Origin of the sequence: Burkholderia sp. BCC1996, from assembly GCF_905339955.1 — a bacterium.
GTDB lineage: Bacteria > Pseudomonadota > Gammaproteobacteria > Burkholderiales > Burkholderiaceae > Burkholderia.
This window is the reverse complement of sequence record NZ_CAJPHM010000025.1, coordinates 1-26960: the sequence shown is the minus strand read 5'-3', so window position 1 is coordinate 26960 and position 26960 is coordinate 1. Positions and strand designations below refer to the sequence as shown.

The following is a 26960-nucleotide window of genomic DNA, read 5'->3' as shown; positions in this document are numbered from 1 at the left end:
ATACGAATACAACGAAGGAGACGACCCCGATGCGACCCATCCTGCGCACCCTCGCCGTGGCAGCCAGCCTGAGCTGCGCGCTCGCCGCTCACCCCGCTTTCGCCGACGACGGCGGCAAGATCACGATCATGGTCGGCGGGATCGCGAAGCTGATCTACCTGCCCGCGCGGCTCACGCAGGAGCTCGGCAACTTCAAGGCCGAAGGGCTCGACGTCGAGCTGCTGTCGCAGCCGGCCGGCGTCGACGCCGAGAACGAGCTGCTGGCGGGCGCCGTGCAGGGCGTCGTCGGCTTCTACGACCACACGATCGACCTGCAGAGCAAGGGCAAGGACGTGAAGGCGATCGCCGTGTTCGGCCAGGTGCCGGGCGAGGTCGAGATGGTGTCGACCAAGGCGGCACCCACCTTCAAGTCGATGGCCGACGCGAAGGGCAAGACGCTCGGCGTGACCGGCCTCGGCTCGTCGACGAGCTTCCTCACCCAATACCTCGCGCTGCAGCACGGCGTGCCGTCGACGCAGTACACGATGCTGCCGGTCGGCGCCGACGCGAGCTTCATCGCCGCGATCAAGCAGGGCCGCATCGACGCCGGGATGACGACCGAGCCGACGGTGTCCGCGCTCGAGAAGATGGGCGACGCGAAGGTGCTGGTCGACCTGCGCACGCTGGAAGGCACGCGCGCCGCGCTCGGCGGCACCTATCCGGCGGCGAGCCTGTACGTGCAGTCGGCGTGGGCCGATTCGCACAAGGCCGAAGCCACCAAGCTCGCGCACGCGTTCGCGAAGACGATGCAGTTCATCCACACGCACAGCGCCGAGGAGATCGCCGCGAAGATGCCGGCCGACTACCAGAAGGACAAGGCGCTTTACGTGTCCGCGCTGAAGGCATCGCTGCCGATGTACACCGCCGACGCGAAGATGCCGGCCGACGGCCCGGCGACCGTGCTGAAGGTACTGTCGGCGTTCAACCCGTCGGTGAAGGGCAAGCACATCGACCTGGCGCGCACCTACACCAACGATTTCGTGAACGCGAAGTAATCGATCTCGGCGCCGGCGGCGGCGATCCCGCCGCCGCGCGTTCCCCGTTCCGGCCCGGCTGACCGGCCCGGCGCCGCCACGATGCGGCGCCCTCCTCACCCGCAGGACGAATGCGATGACCCAGGCAGTTTCTCCGAGCACACCGGCGATCGAGTTTCGCAATGTGTCGTGCCGCTTCATTTCGCCGGAAGGCAAGGCCACCGTCGCGCTGCGCGACTTCAGCATGAGCGTCGCGCGCGGCGAGTTCATCGCGATCGTCGGGCCGACCGGCTGCGGCAAGTCGACCACGCTGAACCTGATCACCGGGCTGTTGAAGCCGGCTTCCGGCGAGGTGCGCGTGATGGGCCGCCCGGTCGACGGGATCGATCCGCGCATCGGCTTCGTGTTCCAGGCCGACGCGGTGTTCCCGTGGCGCAACGTGATCGACAACGTCGCGGCAGGCCCGCTGTTTCGCGGCCGCTCGAAGGACGTCGCCTATGCGCAGGCCGAGGAATGGATCCGCAAGGTCGGCCTCGACAAGTTCACGAAACACTACCCGCACCAGCTCTCCGGCGGGATGCGCAAGCGCGTCGCGCTCGCGCAGACCTTCATCAACCAGCCGGAAATCCTGCTGATGGACGAGCCGTTCTCCGCGCTCGACATGCAGACACGCACGCTGATGCAGGACGAGCTGCTGCAGCTGTGGTCCGCGAACAAGGGCTCGGTCGTGTTCGTCACGCACGATCTCGAGGAGGCGATCGCGCTCGCCGACCGCGTGTTCGTGCTGACCGCGCGCCCCGCGACGCTCAAGCGCGTGTACGAGATCGACCTGCCGCGCCCGCGCGTCACGTCGGAGATTCGCTACGACACGCGCTTCATCGAAATTTCCAAGGACATCTGGCACGACCTGCGCGAAGAAGTGCAGATCGGCTGACAGCAGCAAGGACAGGACAGGATAGGACAGGAGCATGACCGACATGACGCTTCCCCCCACCGCCATTCCGGCACCGTCGCTCGAGGACGAGTCGCGTGCCGCTCAAACCCGGCTGCGCCGCCGCCGGCAACTGATCATCGGCCTGCGGATCGCCGTGCTCGTCGTCGTGCTGGGCGGCTGGGAACTCGCCGCGCGCCTGAAGTGGATCGATCCGTTCTTCTTCTCGCAGCCGACGCTGATCTTCGCGCAGCTCCAGGACTGGTTCGCGAACGGCACGTCGCAAGGGCCGCTGCTTACGCAGGTCTGGGTGACGCTCGAGGAAACCACGATCGGCTTCCTGATCGGCTCGGTCGCCGGCGTGCTCTGCGGGATCGTACTCGGCCGCAACAAGCTGATGTCCGACGTGTTCGGCCTCTATATCCAGATCGCGAACTCGATCCCGCGCGTCGTGCTCGGCTCGATTTTCGTGATCGCGCTCGGCCTCGGCATGGCGTCGAAGATCGCGCTGGCCGTCGTGATGGTGTTCTTCGTCGTGTTCGGCAACGCGTTCCAGGGCGTGCGCGAAGCCGACCGCTACCTGATCGCGAACGCGCAGATCCTCGGCGCGTCGCGCCGGCAGATCACCACGTCGGTCGTGATTCCGTCCGCGCTGTCGTGGATTCTCGCGAGCCTGCACGTGAGCTTCGGTTTCGCGCTGGTCGGTGCGGTCGTCGGCGAATTCCTGGGTTCCAAGCAGGGCATCGGCCTGCTAATCTCCACCGCCCAGGGCGCGTTCAACGCGAGCGGCGTGTTCGCGGCGATGATCGTGCTGGCCGTGGTCGCGCTGGCCGCCGACTACCTGCTGACCTGGCTCGAGAAGCGCTTGCTCAAGTGGCGCCCCGCCGCGTTCTGAGCAACGCACGCATCATCGAATGACACGCCCGAACCGCGCCGGTTGCCCCGGCGCGGTTCGGCATTGAGGAGACGGAATGGCGCACAGCCTGCGCGGGCGGCTCTTGTGGTGGCTGCTGCTGCCGCTCGCGGCTTTCGTGCTGATCGCGGGCGCGATGTCGTACGACACCGCGCGGCGCACGGCCGGGCTCGTGCAGGACAGCGCGCTCGTCGCGTCCGCGCGCACGATCGGCGAGGACGTCGAATGGCGCAACGGGCGGCCGGCGGCCGACGTGCCGCCGGCCGCGCTGGAGATCTTCGAATCGCCGTCGGGCGATTCGGTGTTCTACAAGGTGATCGACGGCCACGACCGGCTGCTCGCGGGCAACCCGGCGCTCGCGGTGCCCGGGCGGCACGGGGTCGAGCCGACGCTGTACGACACGTCGCTCGACGGCGTGCGGCTGCGCGCGGCCGCCTACGATCGCCAGCTGTACGACGAGGGGCAGATCGAGACGGTCACGGTGATCGTCGCGAAGACGACGCGCTCGTACGACGCGATGGTCGCGACGATCTGGCGGCCGCAGCTCGTGCGCCTGTCGCTGATGCTGGTGCTCGCGATCGTGCTCGTCTATCTCGGCCTCACACTCGAGCTGCGCCCGCTGATGAAGCTGAAGGACGACGTCGCCGACCGCGGGCCGATGGAACTGGAGCCGATCCGCCCGGAGCGGCTGCAGCACGAGCTGCGGCCGATCGTCGACGCGATCAACCAGTGCATCGCGCGGCTCAATACGCACACGGCCACGCAGCGTCGCTTCATCGCCGACGCCGCGCACCAGCTGCGCACGCCGATCGCGGTGCTCGACACGCAGATCCAGTACGCGCAGCAGCGCGACCATGACGATCGCGAGCTGGCGTCGGTGCTCGACAGCATGCAGCGCAGCAGCCGCAAGATGGCCGACGTGACCGACAAGCTGCTGCTGCTCGCGCACGCGGAAGCGACGCCGTCGACGCTGCTCACGCATCGCGTCGATCTCGCGGCCGTCGTGTCGAGCGTGCTCGAGGAAACGATCGTGCTCGCGCAGCAGCGCAACATCGACCTCGGCGCCGATCTCGGCGAACGGCTCGACGTCGCGGGCAGCGACAGCCTGCTGACCGCGCTGGTGATGAACCTCGTCGACAACGCGGTGCGCTATACGCAGCCGGGCGGCTGCGTGACGGTCGCGGCACGGCGCGACGGCGCCGCGGTCGTGCTGGAGGTGGTCGACAACGGCCCCGGCATTCCGGCCGAAGCGCGGCCGCACGTGTTCAAGCGGTTCTACCGCGTGTCGGCCGACACCGAAGGCTCGGGCCTGGGCCTCGCGATCGTCCGCGAGATCGCGCAGGCGCACGGCGGCAGCGCGTCGCTCGCGCCGGGCCCCGGCAATCGCGGTATCGTCGTGACCGTGCGGCTGCCCGCGTACGATTGAAGAGTGCGCCCAAACCGGTCGCTGCGCGCCAGGCCCCCAAGGGGACTTCCTGCCGGGCGGGAAACTTGGGGCGGCCCGACGTTTCCTTGAAGAGATGAAGTCGCCATGAAACTCCTGCTGGTCGAAGACAACGCCGAACTCGCGCACTGGATCGTGAACCTGCTGCGCGGCGAGGATTTCGCGGTCGACTGCGTCGGCGACGGCGAGCGCGCCGATACCGTGCTGAAGACCGAGCGCTACGACGCGGTGCTGCTCGACATGCGGCTGCCTGGCATCAGCGGCAAGGAGGTGCTCGCGCGATTGCGGCGCCGCAACGACAACGTGCCGGTGCTGATGCTGACCGCGCACGGCTCGGTCGACGACAAGGTCGACTGCTTCGGCGCGGGCGCCGACGACTACGTGGTCAAGCCGTTCGAATCGCGCGAGCTGGTCGCGCGGATCCGCGCGCTGATCCGCCGGCAGGCCGGCGTCGGCACGACGCAGCTCGTGTGCGGCGATCTCGTCTATGCGTTCGGCACGCGTGAATTCCGCTGCGGCGACACGGTGCTCGCGCTGCGCCGCCGCGAGCATGCGATTCTCGAAACGCTGATGCTGCAGCAGAACAAGACGGTATCGAAGGCGCGGCTGATGGACAGCGTGTTCGCGCTCGACGACGAGCCGAGCGCGGATGCGATCGACATCTACATCCACCGGCTGCGCAAGCATCTCGCGCTCAGCACGGCCGAGATCATCACGCTGCGCGGGCTCGGCTATATCCTGCGCGCGAAGACCGCGCAGGACTGACGGCGCGGCCCGCGGCATCGATTCGCAGCACGTAATGTTGTTTTGGCAGCCCGCGGGCTGCCCGCTTGCCCGATTCCCGATTATTGCGATTTCGGTGTTTTCACCGATCCGATTCTTTCCTCCGGGAAAGCGGCGTGAAGGATTGCCCCCTCTACGATGCTATGCGTCGGCCCTCTCGCTGTGGTCGGCAACAATCGGCATACATTACGTACTGCCAACAAACAGATTTCAATGCGGCAGCTCGGAGGAGACGATCTTGAAACGAAAAACCCTTGCCCTTTCCATCGCGGCGGCAGGCCTGTGCGCCGGCACCCAGGCGCAGGCGCAGTCGAGCGTGCAGCTTTACGGCCTGATGGACCTGAGCTTTCCGACCTACCGGACCCACGCCGACGCCAACGGCAACCATGTGATCGGCATGGGCAACGAAGGCGAGCCGTGGTTCAGCGGCAGCCGCTGGGGCCTGAAAGGCGCCGAGGACATCGGTGGCGGCACGAAGATCATCTTCCGCCTCGAAAGCGAATTCGTGGTCGCGAACGGCCAGATGGAAGACGAAGGCCAGATCTTCGACCGTGACGCATGGGTCGGCGTCGAGGACGAGCGCTTCGGCAAGCTGACGGCCGGCTTCCAGAACACGATCGCGCGCGACGCATCGGCGATCTACGGCGACGCGTACGGCTCCGCGAAGCTGACGACCGAGGAAGGCGGCTGGACCAACTCGAACAACTTCAAGCAAATGATCTTCTACGCGGCCGGCCCGACCGGCACGCGCTACAACAACGGCGTCGCGTGGAAGAAGCTGTTCAGCAACGGCATCTTCGCGAGCGCCGGCTACCAGTTCAGCAACTCGACCTCGTTCGCGACCGGCTCCGCATACCAGGTCGCGCTCGGCTACAACGGCGGGCCGTTCGCCGTGTCGGGCTTCTACAACCACGTGAACCACAACGGCTTCAGGAACCAGACGTTCTCGGTCGGCGGCGACTACTCGTTCAGCATCGTGCGCCTGAACGCCGGCTACTTCCGCTACAACGGCGACCAGGGCGCGCTCGGCCAGCGCCACGACGATTCGTGGACCGTGTCGATGAAGATCGCGCCGAAGGGCGCGCTCGACTACGAGCTCGGTTATCAGCAGATGCGCATCAAGAACGCCGCGTACAACGCCGACGGCTTCACGCCGAACGCGAACCTCGGCGCGTTCAGCCTGACCAACGGCGTCGGCAACGGCTTCAAGGAGACGATCTACGGGTCGGTGTTCTACCACCTGAGCAAGCGCACCGAGGTGTATCTGGCCGGCGACTACATGAAGCTGCATGGCGGCTACAAGGTGTCGTCGACGTTCGGCGCGAAGAACCAGCTCGAACTGACGTCGGGCATCCGCACGCGCTTCTGACCCGAGGGCCGGTCATCGGGCGGGGCCCGCCGGGCTCCGCCACACCCTCCATCCGGGATTCTCCATGCTGGCACGGCGGCGCATCGCGCTGACCGTGCCCTTTTTTTCGCCGTTTTTTCGTCGCTTTTGGCCCGCGCAGCGCCCCCGGGGAACGCCGGTCGGCCGCCGCCGCGACCACCGGCCCGAAGCCGCTTGCGGCCCGTCCGGCGGGCGATCGCGGCCGATGCGCGCACGATGCCCTCACATCGGTGCTTGACCTGCGCCGACCGACTCGCTAGCGTTTCGGGTTTGCCCGGGTGGCCATTGCCGCCGGAGCCGTGAGTGCGCCCGACGTCCTGGCGCACGCGGCCGGGCTCCGATGGAAAAAACGATGCAGAAACTCGATGCGGCGAGCCCGCAGGCGATGTCGACGGATTTCACCGCCGACAACGTCGCGCGCCTGAAGGCGCTGTTCCCCGAACTCGTGACCGAAGGCCCGGACGGCGCGTCGGTCGACGTCGACGTGCTCAAGGCGCTGGTCGGCGAGCGCACCGTCGGCGACGCCGACGAGCGCTACGGCTTCCACTGGCACGGCAAGCGCAGCGCGCGCCAGGCCGCACTCACGCCGTCGACGGGCACGCTGCGTCCGTGCCCTGCCGACAGCGTCGCGTGGGACGACACGCGCCACCTCGTGATCGAGGGCGACAACCTCGACGTGATGAAGCTGCTGCACAAGAGCTACGCGGGCAAGGTGAAGCTCGTCTACATCGACCCGCCGTACAACACCGGCAGCGATTTCGTCTATCCGGACGACTTCAGCGACAGCATCCGCCACTACCTGGCGATGACGGGCCAGACCGAAGGCGGCGTGAAGCGCAGCACCAACACCGAGGCGAACGGCCGGTTCCACACCGACTGGCTGAACATGATGTATCCGCGCCTGAAGCTCGCGCACGCGCTGCTGTCCGACGAAGGGCTGATCGCCGTGCACATCGACGAGCACGAGGTGCATGCGCTCGTGCTGATGCTGCGCGAGATCTTCGGCGAGGAGAACGAGCTCGGCGTGGCCGTGTGGGACAAGCGCAACCCGAAGGGCGATGCGCGCGGCGTCGCGTACCAGCACGAATCGCTGGTGCTGTTCGCGCGCAACGCCGAGACGCTGCTCGAGCAGGCGCCGCTGAAGCGCCCGAAGCGCAATGCGCAGCGCATGCTGGATGCCGCGCACGACGCGGTGTACCGCAGCGGCAACGCGAAGGACGCGCAGAAGGCCTACCGCGCGTGGATGAAGGCGCAGACCAACCTGTCCGGCGGCGAGGTGATGTACGACCGGCTGTCGGCCGACGGGCGCGTGTATCGCCTCGTGTCGATGGCGTGGCCGAACAAGAAGAAGGCGCCGGACGAGTATTTCACGCCGCTGATCCACCCGGTCACCGGCAAGCCGTGCGCGATGCCGGCGCGCGGCTGGCGCAACCCGCCCGCGACGATGCAGGCGCTGATCGAGCGCGGCCAGATCGAATTCGGTCCGGATGAAACCACGCAGCCGCAGCGGATCTACTACCTCGACGAGAACATGTACGAGAACGTGCCGTCGGTGCTGCCGTTCGCCGGCTCCGACGACGCGCTGCTGAAGACGCTCGGCATCCCGTTCGACCAGCCGAAGCCGGTGGATTTCGCGGCGGCGGTGATCGGCTGGTGCACGCGCGGCGACGACATCGTGCTCGACTGCTTCGCGGGTTCCGGCTCGACCGGCCACGCGGTGATGCAGGTGAACGCGACCGACGGCGGCGCGCGGCGCTACATCCTCGTGCAGCTGCCCGAGGCGCTCGACCGCCGCGACAAGACGCAGCTGGCGGCCGCCGATTTCTGCGCGAAGCTGAAGAAGCCGCTGACGCTCGCGGAAATCACGAAGGAACGCCTGCGCCGCACCGCGCAGCAGGTCGCGCGCGACTACCCGGAAAGCTATGGCGACCTCGGTTTCCGCGTGTACCGGCTCGACACGACCAACGTGATCGAATGGGATCCGCGCCGCGACGACTTCGACCACGCGCTGTTCGCATCCGTCGAGCACGTGAAGACCGGCCGCAGCGAGGACGACCTGCTCGCCGAACTCACGTTGAAGCTCGGCCTCGATCTGTGCACGCCGGTCGAACGTCACCCGGTCGCGGGCAAGACCGTGCACCTGATCGGCCGCTCGATCGTCGCGTGCTTCGACGCGCGCATCGCGCGCGACGACGCGGGCCCGCTCGCCGACGGCATCGTCGAGCTGCTCGACGCGACGGGTGCCACGCGCGACGTCACGTGCCTGTTCCGCGACAGCGGCTTCGTCGACGACGTCGCGAAGCTCAATCTCGCCGCGCTGCTCGAACAGCACGGCGTGAAGCGCGTGCGGAGCCTGTGATGCGGCTGCATTTCGAAGCGGATCTCGACTACCAGCGCGAGGCGATCGACGCCGTCTGCGACCTGTTTCGCGGCCAGGAATCGTATCGCGGCGACTTCAGCGTGCTCGCGAACGCCGCGCCCGGCACGACGGCCGCGGCGCAAGGCTCGCTCGGCTTCGCGGTGTCGGAGCAAGGCGTCGGCAACCGGCTGTCGCTGACCGACGACGCGCTCGCGCGCAACCTCGCCGACGTCCAGCTGCGCGGCGGGCTGCCGCCGTCCGGCCAGCCCGGCTCGCGCGACTTCACCGTCGAGATGGAGACCGGCACCGGCAAGACCTACGTGTACCTGCGCACGATCTTCGAGCTGAACCGCCGCTACGGCTTCACGAAGTTCGTGATCGTCGTGCCGTCGATCGCGATCAAGGAAGGCGTGCACAAGACGCTCTCGATCACCGAGGATCATTTCCGCGCGCTGTACGCGGGCGTGCCGTACGACTACTTCCTGTACGACTCCGCGAAGCTCGGCCAGGTGCGCCACTTCGCGGCGAGCGCGGCGATCCAGATCATGGTGATGACGGTCGCCGCGATCAACAAGAAAGAGATCAACAACCTCTATAAAGACAGCGAGAAGACCGGCGGCGAGAAGCCGATCGACCTGATCCGCGCGACGCGGCCGATCGTGATCGTCGACGAGCCGCAGAGCGTCGACGGCGGGCTCGAGGGGCGCGGGCGCGAAGCGCTCGCCGCGATGGCGCCGCTCTGCACGCTGCGCTATTCGGCCACGCACGTCGACCGTCACCACATGGTGTACCGGCTCGACGCGGTCGACGCGTACGAACGCAAGCTCGTCAAGCAGATCGAGATCGCGTCGGCGATCGTCGAGGATGCGCACAACAAGCCTTACGTGCGGCTCGTCGGCGTGTCGAACCGGCGCGGTGCGATCAGCGCACGCATCGAGCTCGACGTCGCGACCGCGGCCGGCGTGAAGCGCCAGATCGTGACGGCCACCGACGGCGACGATCTCGAGCGCCTGACCAAGCGCGCGCTGTACGCGGGGCTGCGGATCGGCGAAGTGCATGCGGTGAAGGGCGCCGAGTACGTCGAGCTGCGCCATCCGGAAGGCGAGTCGTTCCTGTCGCTCGGCGAGGCGTTCGGCGACATCGACACACTCGCCGTGCAGCGCGAGATGATCCGCCGCACGATCCGCGAGCATCTCGACAAGGAATTGCGCCTGGCCGAGCGCGGCGTGAAGGTGCTGTCGCTGTTCTTCGTCGATTCGGTCGAACGCTATCGCCGCTACGACGAGAACGGGATGCCGGTGAAGGGCGACTACGCGCTGATCTTCGAAGAAGAATATGCGCGCGCGGCGCGTGTGCCGGCCTACCGTGCGCTATTCGACGGCGTCGACGTCGCGCTCGAAGTCGAGCGCGCGCACAACGGCTACTTCTCGATCGACCGCAAGGGCGGCTGGACCGACACGAGCGAAAGCAGCGCCGCGGCCCGCGAGAACGCGGAGCGCGCGTACGGCCTCATCATGCGCGAGAAGGAAGCGCTGCTGTCGTTCGACACGCCGCTGAAGTTCATCTTCTCGCATTCGGCGCTGAAGGAAGGCTGGGACAACCCGAACGTGTTCCAGATCTGCACGCTGCGCGACATCCAGACCGAACGCGAGCGTCGCCAGACGCTCGGCCGCGGGCTGCGCCTCGCCGTCGACCAGGACGGCGAACGCGTGCGCGATCCGGGCGTGAACACGCTCACCGTGATCGCGACCGAGCGCTACGAGTCGTTCGCGGAGAACCTGCAGAAGGAAATCGAGGCCGATACGGGCATCCGTTTCGGGATCGTCGAGGAACACCAGTTCGCGGCGCTGCCGGTGCAGGAAGGCGACGGGCCCGCGCATGCGCTCGGCATCGAGCTGTCGCGCGTGCTGTGGACCCATCTGCACGAGCAGGGCTACGTCGACGCGCAGGGCAAGGTGCTCGACCGGCTGAAGGATGCGCTGCGCCAGAGCGCGCTCGTGCTGCCCGCGGCGTTCGAGACGCTGCGCGCGCCGATCGTCGCGACGCTGCGCAAGCTGTCGGGCCGCTTCGCGGTGCGCAACGCGGACGAGCGGCGCGCGATCGCGTTGCGGCGCGACGCGTCGGGCAAGGCCGTCGTGTTCGGCGACGACTTCCGCGCGTTGTGGGACCGCATCCGCCATCGCACCGTGTACAGCGTCGAGTTCGACAACGCGAAGCTCGTGCGCGACTGCACGGCCGCGCTGCGCGACGCGCCGGACATCGCGCGCGCGCGGCTGCAGTGGCGCAAGGCCGAGATCGACATCGGCAAGGCCGGCATCGAGGCGATCGAGGTGGCCGGCGCCGGCACGGTGCTGATCGATGAAGGCGAGCTGCCGCTACCCGACCTGCTCACCGAACTGCAGGACCGCACGCAGCTCACGCGCCGCTCGCTCGCGACGATCCTGGCCGACAGCGGCCGGCTCGACGATTTCCGCGTGAATCCGCAGCAGTTCATCGCGCTGGCCGCCGATGCGATCAACCGCTGCAAGCGGCTCGCGCTGGTTGCCGGCATCGCGTACCGGAAGCTCGGCGAGCGCCACGTGCATGCGCTCGAGTCGTTCGAAAGCGAGGCGCTGACCGGTTATCTGCGCAACCTGCGGCCGGATGCGCGGAAGTCGATCCACGAGGCCGTCGTGTGCGAGACCGACGCCGAGCGCGCGTTCGCCGATGCGCTGGAAGCGCACGACGGCGTGAAGCTGTACGCGAAGTTGCCCGCATGGTTCCGCGTGCCGACGCCGCTCGGCAGCTATCACCCCGACTGGGCGGTGCTCGCGGAGCAGGATGGCGGCGAGCGGCTGTACTTCGTCGTCGATACGCCGAATGCAGACGGCGACGTGACCAGCGAGCACGAGCGCGCGAAGCTCGCGTGCGGCGAAGCGCATTTCCGGGCGCTGGTGGACGGCGGGGCGGCCGCGCGGTTCGTGCGCGTCAGGCAGGCCGACGCGTTGTTCGAGCCTGTTGCAGCCGTCGCGCCGCTGGCGGGCGCGGGACGCTGAAACGAAGGGCGGCGACGAGCCGCCCTTTTTTCATGGCGCGGGCCGCGGCGCTGCTGCGATGCCCGCGTATGGGGGAGCGAATCCGCCTGTCATTCGCGTGAAAGCGGTTCGTATTCTGGCGCGTTCGTGCGTGCGGTTACGGCTGGTTGCAAATCGGGGTCGATGCGCGACGAGCAACGCGACTCACCGCGGCGCCCCTTGGTCCGCTGGCAATGAAAAAGGGCGCCGAAGCGCCCTTCTTCCGCATGCGTGCGCCGCGCTTACAGCGTGTGGCCGAATGCGTTCCGATGCGCGTGGCGCGTGGACTTCGATGCATGCGCGGTGTGCCCGTGCGAGCGCCCGTGACCGCTGCCCGGCTGCGCGCCGGCACGATCGGCGATCGAATCGGAGCGATCGGCTGCGCGCGACAGGCCCTTGTCGCGGTCGCCCGCGTGCATGCCGTTCGAGTTGCTCAGCGCTTCACCGCTCATGTGGCCGGCGGACATGCCGCCCGCATTGGCACCCATGCCGCCCATCCCGCCGGCGCCATGGCCGCCGCCGTTGCCACCACCACCGCCACCATTGCCGCCGCCCGCCGCCTGCGCGGAAACGGCGCCGAGTGCGAGCAGCGCAGCTGCGAGCACGGACAGATATCGTTGCGTTTTCATTGTTTGCTCCCTGGAGCGCGTTCGAGTGACTGCATTCTAGGTACGCGCGCGCTTCGTGCGGCGCGGCGTTGTAAATGATCGTAACGGCGCGCGCGGCGCGGTTTCGTCGGATCAATCCGACGGCGTTCGGCATGCTTGATGAACCGGCCGGTCGGCCGCCACCCGACAAGGGAAACGAAAGGCGGAGACGGCGCGATCGCGCCGTTCCGCCGGTGGCTACGCTTACTGCGCCGGCTGCACGCCCTGCGCGGCGGCCTTGCGCTGCGCGGCCAGTTCCTGCTCGTGCTTCTTCGCCATGTGGCGGCCCACGATACAGCCGCCGACCGCGCCGACCACGGCGTGATGTCCCGCGTAGTGGCCGGCGACGCCGCCCACCACCGCGCCCTTCATGCAGCCCGCCGCGTGCGCGCTGCCGATCGTTGCGAGCGCGACGACGGCGGCCGCCGCGCTATACCTGATGTGTCGAATGGGCATCATGCGATCACGCTCCTCTCGTCGTCGTACTCGGTGTCCTCGTGAACCGGTTGCCCGGTTCAGTTCCAGCGGCCGCGCCAGCCGTCGCCGTCACGCCAGCCGCGCTCGCGCCACTCGTGCTCGCGCCATTCACGACGGCGCCATTCGTGTTCGCGCCATTGACGCTCACGCCAGTCGTCATCGCGATAGTAGCCAACCGGCGCGTACGTCACCGGCGGCGGCGCGACGTAGACCGGCGCCGGCGCCGCATAGACGCCCGGCACACCGATGCCGACCGACAGGTCGACGTGGGCCGATGCGACGCCCGAAGCTGCCAGCGCCGCTACGCCGAGAACTGCACCGAGAATAAGTTTCTTGCTCATTTCGCGACTCCCTGCACGTGTCGTGCGTCATGTGACTACGGTTCGGAGTCTAGGCACCACGGGCGGACACAGGTGAAACCGGTATGCGAGACCGGTAACGGACGTTTACGGAGGGGCGCGAAGCCTTGCGGGACAAGGGGCACGAGCGATTCGACACGCCGTTGCAACGACGCATCGAATCGGAGAGTCGGGAAATTTTGCCGGCGCGCGGGCCGGCGACGCAGACCGCACGCGTCCCGCGCGCACGCCGTGCGAGCGGATCGCGACGACTCGCGACGACGTTACGCGCGGATATCGTCGACGCTGCGCAGCCAGTGCACGCTGAACAGGTGGTCCGCGTCGGTCCACACGGTGTCGGGCTCGAAGCCCGCACGCCGCGCGATCGCCTGGAAGCCGTCTATCGTGAACTTGTGCGAGTTCTCCGTGTGGATGCGTTCGCCGGCCTCGAAGCGGAACGCGTGGCCACGCACGTGCACCGTCTGCGCGATATCGCTGACGAGATGCATCTCGATGCGCTGCAGCTCACGGTCGTAGAACGCGCAATGCGAGAACGCGTCGAGATCGAAATCCGCGCCGAGCTCCGCGTTCGCGCGGGCGAGCAGGTTCAGGTTGAACTGGGCGGTCACGCCCTGCGCGTCGTTGTACGCGTGATGCAGCGTGCGTTCGTCCTTCACGAGATCCGCACCGACCAGCAGGCCGCCGCCGCGCAACAGCCGCGCGGCGTCGCGCAGGAACGTATCGGCTTCCTCCGGCGAGAAGTTGCCGATCGTCGAGCCGGGAAAGAAGCCGATGCGCCGGCGTGGCGTGCCGGTCAGCTCGGCGAGCTGCTCGGCCTTCGTGTAGTCGGCCGCGAGCGGCGCGACGTCGAGCCACGGATACGCGGCACGCAGTCGCGCGGCCGCGCCGTGCAGGTAGTCGGCCGAGATGTCGATCGGCACGTAGCGCGCCGGCGCGTTCGCATAGTTGTCCGCGCACGCGTCGAGCAGCACGCGGATCTTCTCGAGCGAGCCCGCGCCGAATTCGACGATGTCCGCATGCGGGCCGACGCGCCGCACGATCTCGGCCGCGCGATCGCGCAGGATCCCGAGTTCGGTACGCGTCGGGTAATACTCCGGCAGTTCGCAGATGCGATCGAACAGCGCGGAGCCGGCCGCATCGTAGAAGTATTTCGGCGGAATGCTGCGCGGCGTGCGCGACAGCCCGTCGATCAGGTCGCGCTCGAACGCGCTCGGCCGCGCATCGCGGGCGGGTTGCAGGCCACCGCTCGTGGCCGTCAGATCAGACGTCTCGCGCAAGTCGCACTCCCGTGAATTGCCAGCGCGCGGCCGGCGGAAAGAAATTGCGGTACGTCGGCCGTTCGTGCCCCGGCGGGGTCGCGATGCTGCTGCCGCGCAGGACTTGCTGGCCGACCATGAACTTGCCGTTGTATTCCGCAGCGACGCCCGCGAGCGGCCGAAAGCCCGGATACGGCTCGTAGGACGAACGCGTCCACTGCCAGACGTGCCCGAGCATCTGCGCGATGCCATCCGCGCCGAACGCGGCCTCCCATTCGAATTCGGTCGGCAGGCGTGCGCCGGCCCATTCCGCATACGCCGCCGCCTCGTAGAAGCTCACGTGACACACGGGTGCATCGGGCGCGAGCGGCTCGACGCCGTGCAGGCCGAACGCGCGCCACGCGTGTGCGGCTGCCGGATCACCGTCGTCGCCGGGAATCCAGTACGCGGGCCCTTGCCACCCTTCCCGCTGCACCGTCGCCCAGCCGTCGGACAGCCAGTATTCGGGGCGTGCATAGCCGCCGTCCGCGATGAAGGCCGCGAATTCCGCATTCGTCACGAGACGGTTCGCGATCTCGCACGGACGCACGAGCGCCGTATGGCGCGGCCGTTCGTTGTCGAACGAGAACGCGGCGCCATCGTGGCCGATCTCGACGAGCCCGCCCGGCTGATGCAGCCAGCGCAACGGGCCGGCATCGCCCGCGGCCAGGGCGGCGTGCCCGGCGCGCCCGGCGTGCACATCGGCGCCGCTGCGCGGCCGGAACGCGGGCTTCAGCGGGTTGCACGAGAACGCATGCAGCATGTCCGTGACGATCAGTTCCTGATGCTGCTGTTCGTGATGCAGGCCGAGCTCGATCTCGGGCGCGATCGTGGCGAGCAACGCCGGATCGGCACCGTCGAGCGCGCGCAGCATCGCATCGTCGACGTACTGCCGGTACGCGTGCACCTCATCGAGCGACGGACGCGTGAGCAGCCCGCGCTGCGGCCGCGGATGGCGGGGGCCGAGCGCTTCGTAATAGGAATTGAAGAGGAACTGGAACGCGTCGTCGAACGGCGCGTAGCCGCGCACGCGACGCATCAGTACGACGGTTTCGAAAAACCAGGTCGTATGCGCGAGATGCCATTTCACCGGACTCGCGTCGGGCATCGACTGCACGGCCTGGTCTTCGGCGGACAGCGTCGCGGTCAACGCGATGCTATGGGCGCGCACGTCCTGGTAACGGCGCTGAAGCTGGGATGCAAGGAGGCTCATCGGTTTACCGTTCACGTCGCGATTCGCTGCGTTGCGTTGCCGGAAAAAGGAAAGCCTTGCGCTCGGATGCGCGCGGCTGACGTGCGACCTTCATTGCTGCGTCGTCGGACAGCCGGCGCGCGCGCCGGGCCGCTGGTGCGGCGTGACTTCATCTGCCCGTGCAGAACAGTATGGGCCAGAAATGTGAAGGTCGCGAATCGGATTTCGGGTGAAACGAGCGCGAAAGAAAGATGAAAGCATCGATCATGCGCGGGGCGGCGGCGTGACGAACCGTCGATGCCCGTCATGACGGCGGCTCGGAGGGTGAACGCAATGTGTATGCCCGCGGGTTCTCCATGCCGACATCTCATGACATCCACACCGGCGTCATGAAAGATCGGATGACACGGGTTCGCCATGGGAGCGGCGCCATGGCATCGAAATCGGCACGGGTCCGCGCGTCGGTGTCGCGGACCACGACACCGCCGTTCAACCGCTCTGCCCTCCGCGCGCTTCCCCGTTTTTGAAAATTTTTTTGCGTCGATGTCACAGGGGCGCAGGGCTCGCTCGTCATATCGCCGGAACCCACACGAAAGGAGAAGGAACCATGACTGCGAAACTCAATCCGTTTGCCGCCGCGCCCGCATTGATGAAGAACTGGATGGCCGTCTCGGTCGCCGCTGCCGGGAGCCTCGAGCCGACGCTGATCGAGCTGGTCAAGATCCGCGCGTCGCAAATCAACGCGTGCGCGAACTGCCTTAACATGCACACCGTCGAGGCGCGCGAGCAAGGCGAGACCGAGCAACGCATCAACCTGCTGGCCGCATGGCGTGAAGCGCCCTGCTACACCGACCGCGAACGCGCGGCGCTCGGCTGGACCGACGCGCTCACGCGGCTTTCAGAAGGCCATGGCGCGCACGAGGCCGCGTATGCGGTGCTGAACGACCACTTCAGCCAGGAGGAACAGGTGAAACTCACGGTGATGATCAACGTGATCAACGGCTGGAACCGGCTGGCCGTCGGCTTCGGGCTGTGGATCGATCCCGCCGAGGCGAAGGCCGCTGCCGCGAAGATGGTGGCGTGATGACCCACCTCGATCCGGCCGCCGGCAGCGCCGCAGACCGGGCCGACGCAGCGGCGAGCTTCGACCCGCTGCGTCGGACGCTGATGCGCGTCGCGTACCGGATGCTCGGTTCCGTCGCGGACGCCGAGGACATCGTGCAGGAGGCGTTCATCCGCTGGATGGACGTCGATCGCACCGAGGTGCGCGTGCCCGAGGCGTTCCTGCGCCGCATGGTGATGCGCATGTGCCTCGACCAGCTCAAGTCCGCGCGGCACCGGCGCGAGACCTACATCGGCCCGTGGCTGCCCGAGCCGGTCGTCGAGGAAGATGAACAGGAGGACGTCACGCTGCCGCTGATGCTCGCGCTCGAACGGTTGTCGCCGCTCGAACGTGCGGCGTTCCTGCTGCACGACGTGTTCGGCCTCGCGTTCGACGAGATCGCGACGACGATCCAGCGTGACCCGGCCGCCTGCCGGCAGCTCGCCGCGCGGGCGCGCACGCATGTGCGCGAGGCGCGGCCGCGGTTTCATGTCGAGAAGCAGCGCGGGATCGAGCTGGCCGAGGCGTTTTTCGCGGCGTCGCGCAGCGGCGACATGCGCGCGCTAGGCGCGATGCTCGCCGAGGACGTGAGCCTGCATTCGGACGGCGGCGGCAAGCGCACGGCCGCGGGCAAGCCGGTGTTCGGCTTCGAGCGCGTGATGAAGGTGCACGCGTACCTCGCCGAGCTGTTCGCCACGCATGCGTCGAAGCTCGTGCGCGCGGGGTTCGTCAACGGGCTGCCGGGGTTCGTCACACTGGAAGCGGATGGCGAGCTGCAGACGACGGCTCTCGAGATCGAGGGCGGGAAGGTCGTCGCGATCTATGTCGTGCGGAATCCTGACAAGTTGAAGCATCTGCATTGATGCGTAACGAGCGGGGGCTTTGCGACCGCTTTTCGTGCTCTGCGCCCTGCTTTTACCCACTGCCGGCTGCCTGTCGTGCATGGATCGTACACGCTGCATCTGCACATGCATGCGCAGTTTCGGCCGCAAAAAGAAAAACGCCACGCGATGTTGCCGCGTGGCGTTTGTATGTTGGCGAGCCGGATTGCCTGTAGGCAATGCGAGCTGCCAGACCCCTTCATTTTGTTCGTTGGTAGGCTCGATTGGATTCGAACCAACGACCCCCACCATGTCAAGGTGGTGCTCTAACCAACTGAGCTACGAGCCTAAGAAGCCGCGAATTATAGAGAGGGTTTTGGAGGTGCGCAAGCCCCTTCGTGAAAATTTTTTGAATCGGGGTGGATGCGTTGGGGGATCGTCCGGCGCTCGAGCGCAGACCGCAATCGCATCCGGGTTCATCCTCACTGCGACGTCTCACCGGGCCCGGGTACGTTCCGTCATAATGGATTCGTCGCGAATCCGGGGCCGGGGGTTGCGAACGACAATCAAGAGCAGGAACCGGCCCGATCCGGTCACGGGGAACAGGCGCGCGCGATGCACGATCCGCCCGCCACCTTGCACGAACCAGTAGCGCCTCGTGACGACGGCAGACCGCAACGCACGCGTAACGATATCGGGGTGGGTATGGTCGCGCTCAATCTGGTAATTCCCTGCTTCAACGAAGAAGCCGTGTTGCCGGAAACCGTACGCCGGCTCACGATCCTGCTTGATCAGCTTACCCGCGACGGCATCATTGACGGCGCGAGCGGCGTGACCTTCGTCGACGACGGTTCACACGACCGGACCTGGTCCCTCATCGAAGGCTTCCATGCAGCCGATCCACGTATCCACGGCCTCAAGCTGTCGCGCAACCACGGGCACCAGAACGCATTGCTTGCCGGGCTCATGAGAGTCAACGGCGACGTGCTGATCAGTCTCGACGCCGATCTCCAGGACGACCTCGACGCGATTCCGCGCATGCTGCGCGAATACCAGTCCGGCGCCGAGATCGTATTCGGCGTGCGGCAGCGTCGTGACAGCGACGGCTTCTTCAAGCGCGTCAGTGCGCGCGGCTACTACCGGCTGCTGCGCCGCTTCGGCGTCGACATCTTGCCGGATCACGCGGACTTCCGCCTGATGAGCCGCCGGGCGATCGAAGAATTGCGCGGCTTCCGCGAGGTCAACCTGTTCCTGCGCGGCATCGTGCCGCTGCTGGGCTTCCGTACCGCGATCGTCCGGTACGACCGGCAGCCGCGCTTCGCCGGCGAAAGCAAATATCCGTTGGCGAGGATGATCCTGCTCGCGTCGGACGGCGTCGCGTCGTTTTCGACGAAGCCGCTGCAATGGAGCGCGTACGTTGGCGCGCTGCTCGCGCTGGCCTCGACCGTGTTCGGCATCTGGGCGCTGTCGATCCGGCTGTTCACCGACCGTTCGGTGCCCGGTTGGGCGTCCACCGTGATCCCGATGTATTTTCTCGGCGGCCTGCAGTTGCTGTTCCTCGGCGTAATCGGCGGCTATGTCGCGAAGATCTATTCGGAGACGAAGCAGCGCCCGCGCTTCATCGTCGAGAAGACGCTATGACGGGCCATCGGTCCTGTCGCGCAACGGCCCGGTGCCAGGCTGGCGGCGGTCTCTCATGCGGGGGCTCGTGCAATGGATGACAGCACGGTAAGCGGCCGCTTGCCGCGTGCGTGGCCATATCGCACAGCCGATCGCACGTTGCGCGCATTGTTCGTTGCGACGGTCGCCGCCGCCGGCCTGCTGTTCTGGCTCGCGCCGCACCCGCCGATGGTCGATCTTCCGCAGCATGCGGCGCAGGTCGCCACGCTGCGCGACATGCTGCGCGGCCAGTCGCCATGGGCGCCATTGCTGCGGATCAATCTGTTTACGCCCTACCTGCTCGGCTATGGCGCGGCGGCGCTGCTTTCGTTCGTGATGCCGGTCGCGGCTGCGTTCAAGGTCATGCTGACCCTGTCGTTCTATGGTTTCGTCGCCGCGTACCTCGCACTGCGCCGGCGTCTCGGTACGGACCCGCGCCTCGACTGGCTGTGCGTGCCCGGATTCTTCGGCTTCGCATACGAGTTCGGTTTCTACTCGTACCTCGTCGCCGTACCGGTCGCGATGATCTTCCTGGCGCTCGCGCTCGACTATGCCGGGCGGCCGACAGCCCGCCGCGGCGCAATGCTGGTGCTCGTGAATCTCGCGCTGTTTTTCTCGCACGGACTACTCTTCGTGTTCGCGAACGCGATCGGCGTGCTGTTCCTGCTCGTGCGCCTGCGCCGGACCAGCATGTTGCCGCGCGTGCTGCTCGCCTCGTGGCCGTATGCGATCCTCGCCTCCGTCACCGTGCTGTACGCGGCGTTGCATCGTGACGTCGATCTGACGCCGATGTATCCGTTTACCGTGATGTGGGGGATCAGCCCGGTCGTGCGCGTGTTCGCGGCCGTGCTCTATCCGTGGGGTGTCGCCGGCGACAGCCGTTCGCTGCTGGCATTCCTGCTGATCGCTGCCGCACCGTTCGTGATGGCATCGAAACCGAACCGGCAAGTCGCCGCCTATGTACCGGCAATCATCGTGACCATCGTCTGGTTTACGGTGCCGCTGTTCGCGATCAACACGTTTTTCCTGTATCCGCGCTTTGCGCTGTTCCTGTTTCCGTTTTATGCGCTGATGTTCCGCGCGCCCGCACCGATGGAACCCGGCCGACGAATGCCGCAGCTCGCGCTGATGACGCAGTTGCTCCTTGCCGTGGTCTGCGCCGGTTTCATCGTTCAGCAAGGTGTCCGCGCGCTGCGCTTCGCCGACGAGAGCGCTGATTTCGACGTGGTTGCCAACGCGATCGAACCCGCACAGCGCGGTCTTGCGATCATGGTCGACAGGACGAGCCCGGCCGCCGGCAACCCGTATGCCTACGAGAACTTCGCGCTCTGGTATCAGGCCGAGCACCGCGGATTCGTCGATTTCAATGCCGCGCGGTTCCCGCCGCAGATCGTCCGCTTTCGGCTCGACCGGCTGCCCGGTGTCGGGCCGTCCGACGTCTCGCCGCTGCCGCTGTACCGGCACTTCGACTGGCAGCGGCACCAAGGGCGCCTGTACCGGTATTTCTTCGTTCGCGCCGAGACACCGCTGCCGGACACGTTTTTCGCCAATCCGGACTGTCGCGTCGTGCGCGTGAAGACGGCGGGCGAATGGTCGGTGTACGAGAAGCAGGCTTGTCGAGGCGATTGATTGCACTGCGTCGCATGAGGTGCGATGCGTCGCGCCACGTCGTGCACCGATCGCGCCATCGGGAGATTGCGATGTCACCTGGATTCATCGCGGACGATACGCCGCGCTCGTATGACGAGATCTTCTACCGGTACCAGCGCGAGGGATCGGCGCGGTCGGCGCATGGCGTGCTGCCCGGCGTCAACGCGCTGCTGAAGCCTGCAAGTATCCTCGACGTCGGTTGCGGTGCCGGAGCATGGCTCAGCGTGCATCGCCAGCTCGGCGTGCAGGACATCACCGGCATCGACGGCGACTATGTCGATCGTTCGATGCTGATGGTCGACCCCGCCGATTTCGTACCGGCCGATATTTCGAAGCGCTTCGATCTCGGGCGATCGTTCGATCTCGTCCAGTGCCTCGAAGTCGGCGAGCACGTGCCAAAGGCATCCAGCGAGGCACTCGTCGACAATCTCGTCCGGCACGGCAAGCGCGTGCTGTTTTCCGCCGCCGTGCCTGGCCAGGGCGGCGAGAACCACATCAACGAACAGCGCTACGAATTCTGGCGTGACCTGTTCGCGCGCCACGGCTACCAGCTGTTCGATTTCGTCCGGCCGATGATCGCCGCAGACATGCGCATCGAGCCGTGGTACCGCTACAACCTGCTCTTTTTCGTTGCCGCCGACGAAGCGGAACGGCTGCCGGACGCGATCGGACAACACCGCGTCGACAGCCGTTCGGGCATACCGGACGTGTCGCCGCCCGGCTACAAGGCACGCAAGTTCCTGCTGCGCTGGCTGCCGGTGCGCGTGAAAACCGGCATCGCCATGCTGAAGAGCCGGATGGTCGCCAACCAATTGAAGCGCCACGAGGAACACCGGTGAAACTGTCCGTCTACGTGCTCATTCTGGCCGGCGTGTTCCTCGCGGCAACCGGCCAGGTCGCGTTCAAGATCGGTGCCGACGGCCGCCATGCATTGACTGAATTCATCAATGCGTGGGTCGCGCTCGGGTTGCTCTGCTACGGCGCAGGCACGGTGCTCTGGATCTTCGCCTTGAGCAAGACCGGGCTCACCGTCGTGTATCCGTTTACCGCGCTTACGTTCGTGCTCGTCTTTCTGGCCGGAATCGTGTTCTTCGGCGAGCGTGTGTCGTATGCGCAATGGGGAGGCGTCGCGATGATCCTCGGAGGGCTGTATCTGATTGCCATGGTTCGATAGCGGGGCGGACTGGCGCTGCAACTTATCCACAGCGCGCTATGGATAACCGTCCGGCAAGCCTCTGGATTCACAGTGGAACGATTGAGGATATGTCGGCGCGACTGTGAATCGACGGAAAGTTGTTCTGTGATGCACAGCGATTTTCCTGTGCATCGCCTGTGGTTATGCATTCCACTTCATGCTGAAAATTCAGGGCGTTACGGAAGTTATCCACTGTGAGGCTGCGGGCTTGTTAACTATCACTACGTATATATACGAACTCTGTTAACACCTTTGGATAAGCACAGTCCGCCGACTGTGATCCGGACGGGATATGCACTGCGTGCGGTGGATGGATCAAGCTAAGCCGAAACCGGCGACCAGCTCGAACGCTCGTATCTGTAGAATCGCCGGGGTTCGGGATCGTTGTCGGTTCAAGGGCGAGCGATTCAACGTGAAGTTCGATCCCGACGATCGATGAAGGCTCCCGTCAATGAGATGCTGGTGATCGATATTGCTGGCTGCGTCGTGGGTGCTCATGACCGATGCGGCTGCACAAGGATCCGTTATGACGACCACGCCACCGTCGTACGACATGACGGACGACACGACGCTGGAGTCCGTGCGGCCGTAGCGCCCGATTGTCGCGTGTGGACAACCGGCACGCAAAACAATCAGGAACGCTGTGTGCCCCCATCGGGAACACATTGATTCGAAGCGCTCACGCGCATGCGAACAACCCGTGAGCGGCCGAATCGAAATCCTGTGTACCAGCTCGGAGAGGGCGATGTGGATATCGCGACCCAAAGACACTCGAAATGCTGTGCGGGTCGAAGGTGAGTGATTCAACCAGAGACGGCATACCGAGCCGCTGCGGCCGATGTGGATATCCTGCGTCCAGAAGACGCCAAACCCTGTGACGTCGGAACCGAAGAGGGTCTACCCATCCGGGAACGCACCGCGACGAGGTTCGCGGTGTGGACAACCACCACGAAAGCGAATTTAAACGCTGTGACCCCGAACGGTGAATGTGAGTGCTTTCAGGCTTATCGAACCGCATCGGACGGACCGCAGTCAGCGCACAACGGCCACCAACTGACAGCCTATCGTCCAGCTCAAATCTGCTGATCGAGCGCCCTCACGACCGCGTGCTCACCAAGACTATCCACAGGCCCGACCACCGCGAAGTTGAGCCCATTCACCGACCCATACCGCGCCAGCAACGACCCATCCACGCGTTGCCCGGCCGGCAGCAGCCGATGTTTCGATTCCGCGGGCCGGAGATAGAAGCTCAGCGTCCGCCCGGCGTCGTCCTCATAGAGCACCATCGCGGCCGTGGCCCCACTGTCCGTCGTAAACAACCGTCCGCCGACCGGCCTGAACCCCGCCGCACTCAAATCCGGCAGCCTCGCTGATGCCCCGACGCGGCGGGTGAGCCACCTCTGCAAATCGCCCGCACCGTTCGGCCGGAAATCCACCTTCGCGGTTTGATCGACCACCATCATCCGGTAAGCCCCGACCGCATCGCTCATCGGCGCAATCGGCGGCGCCGCGTTCCACCCACGCGCCTGCCACCCGCCAAACGTCCCGAGCCCGATACAGAACACGAACGAAGCCGCCATCGCGAACCGCACCCGCGAGCGCTCCGCACGCTTCGCACGAATCGCCGCCGGATCCAGCGCAGGATTCTCGCCAGGCATCCGCACGCCTTCGAGCGCGGCCCGCAATCGCTGCGCATCCTGCTGCCATTGCTTCACCTGTTCCGCACTCTCCGGATGCAGCGCGAGATATCGCTCGACCGCGGCGCGCGCATCGTCGTCGAGCTGGCCGTCGACATAGGCCTGGAGATCGTGTTCGTCGGGACGGAGCGTATTCATTTCATCAAACGGAGAGAAGGAGCGGGAAGCTCGCCGTCGCTGAGCTGGCGCAGCGCCTGGCGGGCGCGGGAGAGTCGCGACATCACGGTGCCGATCGGCACGTCGAGCAGGTCGGCGACTTCCCGATACGTGAAGCCCTCGACCGCGACGAGCAGCAGCAGGCTGCGCTGCTCGTCGGACAAACGGCCGAACGCTTCGAGCGTCGCGCGCGCGGCCACCTCGCGTTCGGCGGACGGCCAGTGCGCTTCGTCGTCGTCGCGAATGCGGCCGAGCAGCCACGCATAGCGCTTCGCGCTGCGTTTGCCGTCGAGAAACTGCCGGTAAAGGATCGTGAAGAGCCAGCTGCGCAGCGACGCGTCGTCGCGGCGGCTCGCCCAGCGCGACAGCGCACGCTCGAGCGTCGACTGGACGAGATCGTCGGCCGCATGGACATCACGTGCCAGCCAGAGCGCGAAGCGTCGCAGCCTGGGGATGAGTTCGCGCAATGCGTCGTCGTCGGGGGCGTTTGAGGGCATGGCCGGGGGCGCGAGCCGATAAGCGTGGAGATGCCGCGTAGGACGCCGGTCGGCGCCGCTTATTCCGTCAGCATACGAAAAATTTCTTCATGGAATAAAGCGGCGCGGGTGGCGTCCTACACGCGTTCGACAATGATCTGACGATCGGGAGTGCATCCATGAAGCAATCATCCTCTTCTTCACCGCCGCGCGAGCCTGGGCACGGATGGTGGCGCTGGGCCGTGATCGGCGGCGCGGTGGCCGGCGTGGCCGTGGCGTTCGGGTATGTCGGCGGCTGGCTCGCGCCGGCGCGTCTGACCCCGCACCGGCTCGTCGACGCGCTGCAGACGGCCGGCGGCGAGCATCCGGGTTTCCGGCGCAATCACGCGAAGGGCGTGTGCGTGACCGGCTATTTCGAAGGCAACGGCGCCGCGAGCGCGTATTCGGTCGCGCCGTTCTTCAAGGCGGTGCGCACGCCGGTGGTCGGGCGCTTCGCACTGCCGGGCGGAAATCCGTATGCGCCAGACAGCAGCGTGCCGATCCGCAGTCTCGCGCTGAAGCTCACCGCACCGGATGGCCAGCAATGGCGGACCGGGATGAACGCGATGCCGGTGTTTCCGGTGGCGACGCCGAAGGCGTTCTACGCGCAACTGCTCGCGACCCGGCCGGATCCGGCGACGGGCAAGCCCGATCCGGAGAAGGTGAAGGCGTTTTTCGGCGCGCATCCGGAGACGGCCGCGTTCCGCGCCTGGGTGAAGGGTGCGAAGCCGAGCGCGAGCTACGTCACCGAAAGCTATTACGGGCTGAACGCGTTCTACTTCGTCGATGCGGCCGGCAAGCGCCAGGCGGTGCGATGGCGCGTCGTGCCGGAGCAGACGGCGGGCGCCGGGGACGTCGCGACGGCCGCGGATCCGAACGTGCTGCAGCAGGACCTGACGCGGCGCATCGCGGACGGCGCGCAGAAGTGGAAGCTACTGGTCACGCTGGCGGAACCCGGCGACCCGGTGGACGACGCGACGAAGACCTGGCCCGCGCAGCGGATGACGATCGACGCGGGCACGCTCGTGCTCGATCGCGTGGAGCTGCAGGACAGCGGGCCGTGCCGGGACGTGAATTACGACCCGACGGTGCTGCCGCAGGGGATTCAGGTGTCGGGGGATCCGTTGCTGGCGGCGCGGTCGGCGGCTTATGCGGATTCGTATCTGCGCAGGACGAGTGAAGAGGCCGGCGTGGCTGGCGCGGCGCGATTGAGTGCGGAGGGACGATGATGAAGGCTGCTACGACGTTTGGCTTGCCGGCGAGGCTGCTGCATTGGGTGATGGCCGCGATGATCGTCGCGATGCTGTTCATCGGGGTAGGAATGGTGGCGTCGGTTTCCGGGCGGCACGATTTCCTGGTGGCGTTGCACAAGCCGCTGGGGATTGCCGTGCTGGTGCTGGTGTGTGTGCGGATCGTGGTGCGGTTTTCGTCGAAGCCGCCGGCGTTGCCTGAGGATTTGCCTGGGTGGCAGAAGGTTGCCGCGCATGGGTCGCATCTGGTGCTGTATGCGCTGATGCTGGCGATGCCGCTGATCGGGTGGGCGATGCTGTCGGCTGGCGGGTATCCGGTGACCTTGGGCGGCGGCGTGCAGTTGCCGGCGATCGTTGCGGCTGATCCGGTTGCGTTCGCCTGGCTCCGGGTCGCGCATCGCGTGCTGGCCTATCTGTTCTTCTTGACGTTCCTCGCGCACTTCGCGGCGGCGCTGTATCACGGACTGATTCGACGGGACGGCGTGGTGAGGGCGATGGTTGGGCGGTAATTGACGGAAGGTTGAGTTCGCGACGGCGGGGCTGTTCACGGGGGACCGAGGCTGCTCTTGCCGTGCCGCTTATATATGACCACTAGGGCGGCTCAGCGGCTCCCGGCCTAGCACGTCAAAAATATTTCACAAAAGGGGTTGCGGAGACCGGGGCAGGTGCTTAGAATCACGCCTCTTTCGCGCTAACGGAAACGCAGCGCGGGGGAAAGAAGGGAAGCGGTGCTGTTGAAGTCGGTTTTAGCGACTCCAGTGCATACGAATTTAAACCGCAGTCGTCGCAACGAAGTAGTTAAAAAAGTTGTTGACGAGTTTTAAAAAACGGTTGATAATCTCGCTTCTCTGCTGCTGAAAACGCAGCGCTGCTGAGAAACACGAAGTTTCTTGCAGAAATGCTCTTTAAAAATTAACAGCCGATAAGTGTGGGCGCTTGATGGCCGCGAGCTGATCCTCGGATCAGATAGCGAAAGTATCAAGAGTCTCACACTAAAGTAAGTCAGGTTTATGAAGCAATTCATATTCCTGTCAGCTTTGAGTGAGCGACCGGTTCTTAACC

General features: G+C 66.3%; 24 protein-coding genes and 1 tRNA gene. 16 read left to right on the top strand and 9 right to left on the bottom strand.

Annotated elements, in window-relative coordinates:
• The first annotated feature begins 29 nt into the window (after positions 1 to 29).
• The 8 genes from U4Z64_RS29370 to U4Z64_RS29335 all read left to right on the top strand — a co-directional run bounded on the left by U4Z64_RS29370 (position 30) and on the right by U4Z64_RS29335 (position 11865).
• A complete protein-coding gene (locus U4Z64_RS29370) occupies positions 30 to 1034 on the top strand; it encodes an ABC transporter substrate-binding protein (RefSeq protein WP_044845245.1) in 1005 nt (334 codons plus the stop codon).
• Positions 1035 to 1149: 115 nt separating this feature from the next.
• Complete coding sequence (locus U4Z64_RS29365) at positions 1150 to 1947, top strand: ABC transporter ATP-binding protein (protein WP_044845187.1); 798 nt, start codon at positions 1150 to 1152, stop codon at positions 1945 to 1947.
• A gap of 34 nt (positions 1948 to 1981) precedes the next feature.
• Complete coding sequence (locus U4Z64_RS29360; RefSeq protein ID WP_124486786.1) at positions 1982 to 2839, top strand: ABC transporter permease; 858 nt, start codon at positions 1982 to 1984, stop codon at positions 2837 to 2839.
• Between the two features lie 76 nt (positions 2840 to 2915).
• Positions 2916 to 4283: a sensor histidine kinase gene (locus U4Z64_RS29355; RefSeq protein WP_321812081.1), complete on the top strand. Its 1368-nt coding sequence runs from the start codon at positions 2916 to 2918 to the stop codon at positions 4281 to 4283.
• 105 nt (positions 4284 to 4388) lie between these two features.
• Positions 4389 to 5066 (top strand): response regulator, encoded by a 678-nt coding sequence (locus tag U4Z64_RS29350; RefSeq protein ID WP_044845185.1) that lies wholly within the window; start codon positions 4389 to 4391, stop codon positions 5064 to 5066.
• Between the two features lie 256 nt (positions 5067 to 5322).
• Positions 5323 to 6453, top strand: a complete 1131-nt coding sequence (locus tag U4Z64_RS29345) for a porin (RefSeq protein ID WP_321812080.1) — start codon at positions 5323 to 5325, stop codon at positions 6451 to 6453.
• A gap of 358 nt (positions 6454 to 6811) precedes the next feature.
• The gene (locus U4Z64_RS29340) at positions 6812 to 8830 is read left to right on the top strand and encodes a site-specific DNA-methyltransferase (RefSeq protein ID WP_321821811.1); all 2019 of its coding nucleotides are present in this window, start codon (positions 6812 to 6814) and stop codon (positions 8828 to 8830) included.
• A complete protein-coding gene (locus U4Z64_RS29335; protein WP_321821810.1) occupies positions 8830 to 11865 on the top strand; it encodes a type III restriction-modification system endonuclease in 3036 nt (1011 codons plus the stop codon). The genes U4Z64_RS29340 and U4Z64_RS29335 overlap by 1 nt, the downstream gene beginning before the upstream one ends.
• Before the next feature lie 260 nt (positions 11866 to 12125).
• Here U4Z64_RS29335 and U4Z64_RS29330 read toward each other — a convergent pair whose 3' ends face one another.
• The 6 genes from U4Z64_RS29330 to U4Z64_RS29305 form a co-directional block, all read right to left on the bottom strand.
• Positions 12126 to 12512 (bottom strand): hypothetical protein, encoded by a 387-nt coding sequence (locus tag U4Z64_RS29330; protein WP_321821809.1) that lies wholly within the window; start codon positions 12510 to 12512, stop codon positions 12126 to 12128.
• A 222-nt stretch (positions 12513 to 12734) separates the two neighbouring features.
• Entirely contained in the window at positions 12735 to 12989 is a 255-nt protein-coding gene (locus U4Z64_RS29325; RefSeq protein ID WP_044845180.1) for a glycine zipper 2TM domain protein, read from the bottom strand.
• A 56-nt stretch (positions 12990 to 13045) separates the two neighbouring features.
• Positions 13046 to 13348, bottom strand: a complete 303-nt coding sequence (locus U4Z64_RS29320) for a hypothetical protein (protein WP_044845179.1) — start codon at positions 13346 to 13348, stop codon at positions 13046 to 13048.
• Positions 13349 to 13629: 281 nt separating this feature from the next.
• The gene (gene egtD, locus U4Z64_RS29315) at positions 13630 to 14643 is read right to left on the bottom strand and encodes an L-histidine N(alpha)-methyltransferase (protein WP_321802007.1); all 1014 of its coding nucleotides are present in this window, start codon (positions 14641 to 14643) and stop codon (positions 13630 to 13632) included.
• Entirely contained in the window at positions 14627 to 15874 is a 1248-nt protein-coding gene (gene egtB, locus U4Z64_RS29310) for an ergothioneine biosynthesis protein EgtB (RefSeq protein ID WP_321821808.1), read from the bottom strand. Before egtB ends, egtD begins: the two co-directional genes overlap by 17 nt.
• An 11-nt stretch (positions 15875 to 15885) precedes the next feature.
• Complete coding sequence (locus U4Z64_RS29305) at positions 15886 to 16161, bottom strand: hypothetical protein (RefSeq protein ID WP_321821807.1); 276 nt, start codon at positions 16159 to 16161, stop codon at positions 15886 to 15888.
• Positions 16162 to 16460: 299 nt separating this feature from the next.
• On the opposite strand from U4Z64_RS29305, the gene U4Z64_RS29300 reads away from it, so the two are divergent.
• Positions 16461 to 16937 (top strand): carboxymuconolactone decarboxylase family protein, encoded by a 477-nt coding sequence (locus tag U4Z64_RS29300; RefSeq protein WP_124893300.1) that lies wholly within the window; start codon positions 16461 to 16463, stop codon positions 16935 to 16937.
• Positions 16937 to 17818 (top strand): sigma-70 family RNA polymerase sigma factor, encoded by an 882-nt coding sequence (locus tag U4Z64_RS29295; RefSeq protein ID WP_321821806.1) that lies wholly within the window; start codon positions 16937 to 16939, stop codon positions 17816 to 17818. Before U4Z64_RS29300 ends, U4Z64_RS29295 begins: the two co-directional genes overlap by 1 nt.
• 230 nt (positions 17819 to 18048) lie before the next feature.
• On the opposite strand, the gene U4Z64_RS29290 is transcribed toward U4Z64_RS29295, so the two are convergent.
• Positions 18049 to 18125 (bottom strand) — tRNA-Val (locus U4Z64_RS29290).
• A 356-nt stretch (positions 18126 to 18481) separates the two neighbouring features.
• On the opposite strand from U4Z64_RS29290, the gene U4Z64_RS29285 reads away from it, so the two are divergent.
• The 4 genes from U4Z64_RS29285 to U4Z64_RS29270 all read left to right on the top strand — a co-directional run bounded on the left by U4Z64_RS29285 (position 18482) and on the right by U4Z64_RS29270 (position 22259).
• Positions 18482 to 19417: a glycosyltransferase family 2 protein gene (locus tag U4Z64_RS29285; RefSeq protein WP_044845175.1), complete on the top strand. Its 936-nt coding sequence runs from the start codon at positions 18482 to 18484 to the stop codon at positions 19415 to 19417.
• A 138-nt stretch (positions 19418 to 19555) separates the two neighbouring features.
• A complete protein-coding gene (locus U4Z64_RS29280; protein WP_321821805.1) occupies positions 19556 to 21064 on the top strand; it encodes a hypothetical protein in 1509 nt (502 codons plus the stop codon).
• 71 nt (positions 21065 to 21135) lie between these two features.
• Positions 21136 to 21924 carry a class I SAM-dependent methyltransferase gene (locus U4Z64_RS29275; RefSeq protein WP_321821804.1) on the top strand — a complete coding sequence of 263 codons (789 nt, stop codon included), beginning with the start codon at positions 21136 to 21138 and terminating at the stop codon, positions 21922 to 21924.
• A complete protein-coding gene (locus U4Z64_RS29270; protein ID WP_124486771.1) occupies positions 21921 to 22259 on the top strand; it encodes an EamA family transporter in 339 nt (112 codons plus the stop codon). The genes U4Z64_RS29275 and U4Z64_RS29270 overlap by 4 nt, the downstream gene beginning before the upstream one ends.
• 1094 nt (positions 22260 to 23353) lie before the next feature.
• On the opposite strand, the gene U4Z64_RS29265 is transcribed toward U4Z64_RS29270, so the two are convergent.
• Both U4Z64_RS29265 and U4Z64_RS29260 read right to left on the bottom strand, forming a co-directional pair.
• On the bottom strand, positions 23354 to 24115 hold the full coding sequence (locus U4Z64_RS29265) for an anti-sigma factor (protein WP_321821803.1): 762 nt from the start codon (positions 24113 to 24115) through the stop codon (positions 23354 to 23356).
• Entirely contained in the window at positions 24112 to 24630 is a 519-nt protein-coding gene (locus U4Z64_RS29260) for a sigma-70 family RNA polymerase sigma factor (protein WP_124520413.1), read from the bottom strand. The genes U4Z64_RS29265 and U4Z64_RS29260 overlap by 4 nt, the downstream gene beginning before the upstream one ends.
• A 158-nt stretch (positions 24631 to 24788) precedes the next feature.
• On the opposite strand from U4Z64_RS29260, the gene U4Z64_RS29255 reads away from it, so the two are divergent.
• Both U4Z64_RS29255 and U4Z64_RS29250 read left to right on the top strand, forming a co-directional pair.
• The gene (locus tag U4Z64_RS29255) at positions 24789 to 25877 is read left to right on the top strand and encodes a catalase family peroxidase (protein WP_321821802.1); all 1089 of its coding nucleotides are present in this window, start codon (positions 24789 to 24791) and stop codon (positions 25875 to 25877) included.
• Positions 25874 to 26407 (top strand): cytochrome b, encoded by a 534-nt coding sequence (locus tag U4Z64_RS29250; protein WP_321821801.1) that lies wholly within the window; start codon positions 25874 to 25876, stop codon positions 26405 to 26407. Before U4Z64_RS29255 ends, U4Z64_RS29250 begins: the two co-directional genes overlap by 4 nt.
• The last annotated feature ends 553 nt before the right edge of the window (positions 26408 to 26960 follow it).

Bases quoted from the DNA above. Each gene is read 5' to 3' on its own strand.
- U4Z64_RS29360 (WP_124486786.1), top strand. From the start codon at position 1,982: ATGACCGACATGACGCTTCCCCCCACCGCCATTCCGGCACCGTCGCTC.
- U4Z64_RS29350 (WP_044845185.1), top strand. From the start codon at position 4,389: ATGAAACTCCTGCTGGTCGAAGACAACGCCGAACTCGCGCACTGGATC.
- U4Z64_RS29265 (WP_321821803.1), bottom strand. From the start codon at position 24,115: ATGAATACGCTCCGTCCCGACGAACACGATCTCCAGGCCTATGTCGAC.
- U4Z64_RS29285 (WP_044845175.1), top strand. From the start codon at position 18,482: ATGGTCGCGCTCAATCTGGTAATTCCCTGCTTCAACGAAGAAGCCGTG.
- U4Z64_RS29300 (WP_124893300.1), top strand. From the start codon at position 16,461: ATGACTGCGAAACTCAATCCGTTTGCCGCCGCGCCCGCATTGATGAAG.
- U4Z64_RS29260 (WP_124520413.1), bottom strand. From the start codon at position 24,630: ATGCCCTCAAACGCCCCCGACGACGACGCATTGCGCGAACTCATCCCC.
- U4Z64_RS29365 (WP_044845187.1), top strand. From the start codon at position 1,150: ATGACCCAGGCAGTTTCTCCGAGCACACCGGCGATCGAGTTTCGCAAT.
- U4Z64_RS29325 (WP_044845180.1), bottom strand. From the start codon at position 12,989: ATGATGCCCATTCGACACATCAGGTATAGCGCGGCGGCCGCCGTCGTC.
- U4Z64_RS29250 (WP_321821801.1), top strand. From the start codon at position 25,874: ATGATGAAGGCTGCTACGACGTTTGGCTTGCCGGCGAGGCTGCTGCAT.
- U4Z64_RS29295 (WP_321821806.1), top strand. From the start codon at position 16,937: ATGACCCACCTCGATCCGGCCGCCGGCAGCGCCGCAGACCGGGCCGAC.
- U4Z64_RS29255 (WP_321821802.1), top strand. From the start codon at position 24,789: ATGAAGCAATCATCCTCTTCTTCACCGCCGCGCGAGCCTGGGCACGGA.
- U4Z64_RS29340 (WP_321821811.1), top strand. From the start codon at position 6,812: ATGGAAAAAACGATGCAGAAACTCGATGCGGCGAGCCCGCAGGCGATG.
- U4Z64_RS29355 (WP_321812081.1), top strand. From the start codon at position 2,916: ATGGCGCACAGCCTGCGCGGGCGGCTCTTGTGGTGGCTGCTGCTGCCG.
- U4Z64_RS29370 (WP_044845245.1), top strand. From the start codon at position 30: ATGCGACCCATCCTGCGCACCCTCGCCGTGGCAGCCAGCCTGAGCTGC.
- U4Z64_RS29275 (WP_321821804.1), top strand. From the start codon at position 21,136: ATGTCACCTGGATTCATCGCGGACGATACGCCGCGCTCGTATGACGAG.
- U4Z64_RS29305 (WP_321821807.1), bottom strand. From the start codon at position 16,161: ATGACGGGCATCGACGGTTCGTCACGCCGCCGCCCCGCGCATGATCGA.
- U4Z64_RS29335 (WP_321821810.1), top strand. From the start codon at position 8,830: ATGCGGCTGCATTTCGAAGCGGATCTCGACTACCAGCGCGAGGCGATC.
- egtB (WP_321821808.1), bottom strand. From the start codon at position 15,874: ATGAGCCTCCTTGCATCCCAGCTTCAGCGCCGTTACCAGGACGTGCGC.
- U4Z64_RS29330 (WP_321821809.1), bottom strand. From the start codon at position 12,512: ATGAAAACGCAACGATATCTGTCCGTGCTCGCAGCTGCGCTGCTCGCA.
- U4Z64_RS29320 (WP_044845179.1), bottom strand. From the start codon at position 13,348: ATGAGCAAGAAACTTATTCTCGGTGCAGTTCTCGGCGTAGCGGCGCTG.